Consider the following 3318-nt stretch of genomic DNA (forward strand, 5'->3'; position numbering starts at 1 on the left):
GCGGCTGCCCTGGAACTGCGGGTCGATGAAAGGCGCGAAGGTGACGCCCTGTGCAAACGGGGGGGTGGGCGAGCCGCCCGCCTGGAACGGTGTGTTGAAAGCGACCTGCGAATAATCCTTGTCGAACAGGTTTTGCCCCCACAGCTCGAGCGACCAACTGTCGTCCGGCCCCCGAACACCGATCCGGCCGTTCACCACCGTGAAGCGGTCCTGCTCCTTTTGCGGGAACAGGTCGGAACCGGTGTTGTAGCCGCCGCTCATTCGAGCATCGACGTAAAACAGGCCGGTCATTCCGGAACCACCGATCGGCGGAGTAAAGGCGAGCGCGCCGGTCGCGACGACCTTCGGGGCGTTCGAGATATTGTCGCCCGGAAGCTTCCGCAGCGCCGGGTTCAACGGCGTGCCCTCGTCGTCCCCGACCAGATTCTTGCGATACTTGGTCTGCGCGTAGGTCAGGCCGAGGTTGAGCCTCAGGTCGCGCATCGGCAGCACCATCGCCTCCAGCTCGATGCCCTGCGAGCGCACGCCCCAACCCACGTCGTCCTCGTCGCACCGGCCGGTGTCGGCGGCCGGATTGAGGTTGAATGCGGCCCCCGGGGCGACGACCGGCGGAATGAAATTGGGCGAGCCGGGATTGGAGCTCTGGTCGCGATCCGCGCCGCCCAGGTCCGACTTGCAGCCGTTGACGTTCTGGACGACGAACACGGTGCCGTCGAACGTGTTCAGCTGGAAGTTCTTGAACAGCTGGCGGAACAAGGCGACGTTGAAGATGAACCCGCGGCGCGAGTATTTGGCGCCGAGCTCGAACGCGTCGACGATCTCGGGGTCGAACTGCAGCCGGCCAACCAGCGCCTGGGCGCCGCCCGGGACCAGCGAGAACGGCAGCGCCGGGGCCTTGAGAGCCGAACGGTCGAGGTTGAATCCGCCCGCCTTATAGCCTCGCGAATAGCTGCCGTAGACCAGCAGGTCGTCGTTGGGCTTGTAGGAAAGCACGCCGGTGCCGGTGAACTCGTCCTCCTTGCGGTCGTCCTCGATCGACACGCCGTTGAGCTCAGCCGTGGAATTGCCCTGGCAAGACAGTCCGAGAATGGCCTGGGAGATGGTGAACAACCCGCCCCTCTGGAACGCGGGGCTCGCCGGATTGACGAAATTGGCGAGCAGCGCCTGGTTGGCGGGGCAGACGGTGTTGTTGTTTCCGAACGTCGCGTCGAAGTTCTTGCGCTCGTTGGTGTAGCGAAGCCCGACGGTCGCATCGAATTGCGGCGTGATGTGAATGATATTGTGGGTGAACAGCGCCCAGTTGCGGCTCTTCTGCCGGTAGGTGTCCCGGGTCGAGCCGAGATCGTCGAGGTTCTCGAGATTGCTGAGGGCGGTATAGACGAGGGGCGATGCAGGGCCGAAGATTGGAAAGGCCGCCGAACGCTGTGCAACCGTCAATCCCCCGATGCTCATGCAGGTCGGCGAGGCCGGGGAATAGAAGGGGGACAGCCCGCCCGGCGAGACGATTCGGCAAGTGGCGAACCGGCCGTACTGGCTGCCGAACTTGAGATCGTCGGTGAGCCTCAATTTCTCGTTCGCGAAATAGCCGCCGACCAGCCAGTCCAGCCGGTTGGCGAAGGCGTTGCCCTGAAGCCTCAGCTCCTGGCTGAAGGTCTTGAACCGGCGCCCGGCATCGTCCGTGCGGTAGAGGATGTCGACGGTGCTGTAGTCGAGGTCGCCGCCCTGGGTAGCGTCGTACGAGCGGTAGCCGGTGATCGATGTCAGAGTCCCGAAATCGAACTCGTAGTCGGCTTGTCCCGAAAGGCCCCAATCCTTGGTCTCGCCGCCGTAGCCGCGGCCCGGAGTGACGGACAAGACGCGCCCATAGCCCGAGTGCAGCGCATCGAGATCCTGGCCGAGGTCGCGCAGGACATTGACGATATTGTTGCCCGCGTCGTTGGTCCGCGGCGGAACCGCGCCCGGCTGGAGCAGCGGGACGGCGGGCTCGTTGAGGTTGCCGATGTCGGAGTTCACCGAATTGTCGACATAGACCGCGCCGCAGCAACGCTCCTTGCGCGTGGTGTAGTCGGCGATCAGGCGAATCGTCAGATCCTGGTTCGGTTCGAACAGCAGCTGGCCGCGGGTGAAAAAGCGATTGCGGTTGTTGACCGTCGTGTCGTTGGCCGGGTCGTCGTAGAATCCGTCGCGCTTCACGTAGACCGCGTCGATGCGCGCGGCGATGGTTTCCGAAAGCCCGCCGGTCAGGCCGCCAGCCAGGCGGCGCAGATCGTAATTGCCGATCGTCAGCTCGCCGGCGGCCTCCATCTCATGCGACGGCCGCCGCGACAGGATGTTGATCAGGCCGGCCGATGCGTTGCGGCCGAACAAGGTGCCTTGCGGCCCCCGCAAAACCTCGACCCGGTCGATCTCGCCAAGCTCGGTGAGGCCGATGCCGGAGCGCGACCGGTAGACGCCGTCGATGAACACCGCGACCGAGCTTTCCAGGCCCGGGTTGTCACCGACGGTGCCGACGCCGCGGATGCGCGCCGAGCCGTTGGCTTCGGTTCCGGTCGACGACACGAGCAGCGACGGCGCAAGCTGGTTGAGCTGCCGGATGTCCGTCGCTCCGGAATTCTCCATCGCTTGTCCGGTCACCGAGGTCACGGCGATCGGAACATCCTGAAGGACCTGCGTGCGGCCCTGCGCGGTGATGATGATTTCATCGGGGTCGGCGTCGGCCGCGGCCTGTGCTTCCGGTTCGACCGCCGCCTGCTCGGTTGCCGAGGTCTGGCTAGGGTCCGGAGTTTCATCGGATGGTGGCGCCGCTACTTGAGCGTGGGCTGGAACCGAAAGAGCGAACATGCCTGCAGACAGCAGCCACACGGATTTGCGCACCATTTTGGACTCTCCCCAGAGTATGCCCCGCGAACGCTAAGCCAGCGTCGCCACCAAGGTAAAGCGAACGCGCCGCGGGTGTCCACAAAGCCCTGCCGTAGCAGCACAAATGCAACAGCCGTTTTGAGGATTCCGTAGCGTCAGTTTCGGCGAGCGACCTACTTCGGCGCCAGCACCATCAACATCTGGCGGCCTTCCATGCGCGGATGAGCCTCGACTTTGGCCAATACCGCGGTCTGGTCCTGGACTCGCCGAAGCACCGCCATGCCGAGCTCGCCGTGGGCCATCTCCCGGCCGCGGAAGCGCATCGTCACCTTGACCTTGTCGCCCTCCTCGAGGAACTCGAAGACCTTCTTCATCTTCGTGTCATAGTCGTGGTCGTCGATGTTGGGACGCATCTTGATCTCCTTGATCTCCTGCGTCTTCTGCTTCTTGCGCTGCTCG

At 64.3% G+C, this 3318-nt stretch carries 2 protein-coding genes; both read right to left on the bottom strand.

Annotated elements, in window-relative coordinates; genetic code table 11:
- Positions 1 to 2877, bottom strand: a 2877-nt coding sequence (locus H0T81_RS03955; RefSeq protein WP_294010072.1) for a TonB-dependent receptor, incomplete at its 3' end; no start/stop codon positions are given.
- A gap of 155 nt (positions 2878 to 3032) precedes the next feature.
- Positions 3033 to 3318 (bottom strand): translation initiation factor IF-3 (gene infC, locus H0T81_RS03960; RefSeq protein WP_294010074.1); only part of this gene is annotated, 286 nt, incomplete at its 5' end.

The organism is Sphingomonas sp. (genome assembly GCF_013812825.1).
In the GTDB taxonomy this organism is placed as follows: Bacteria; Pseudomonadota; Alphaproteobacteria; order Sphingomonadales; family Sphingomonadaceae; genus Sphingomicrobium.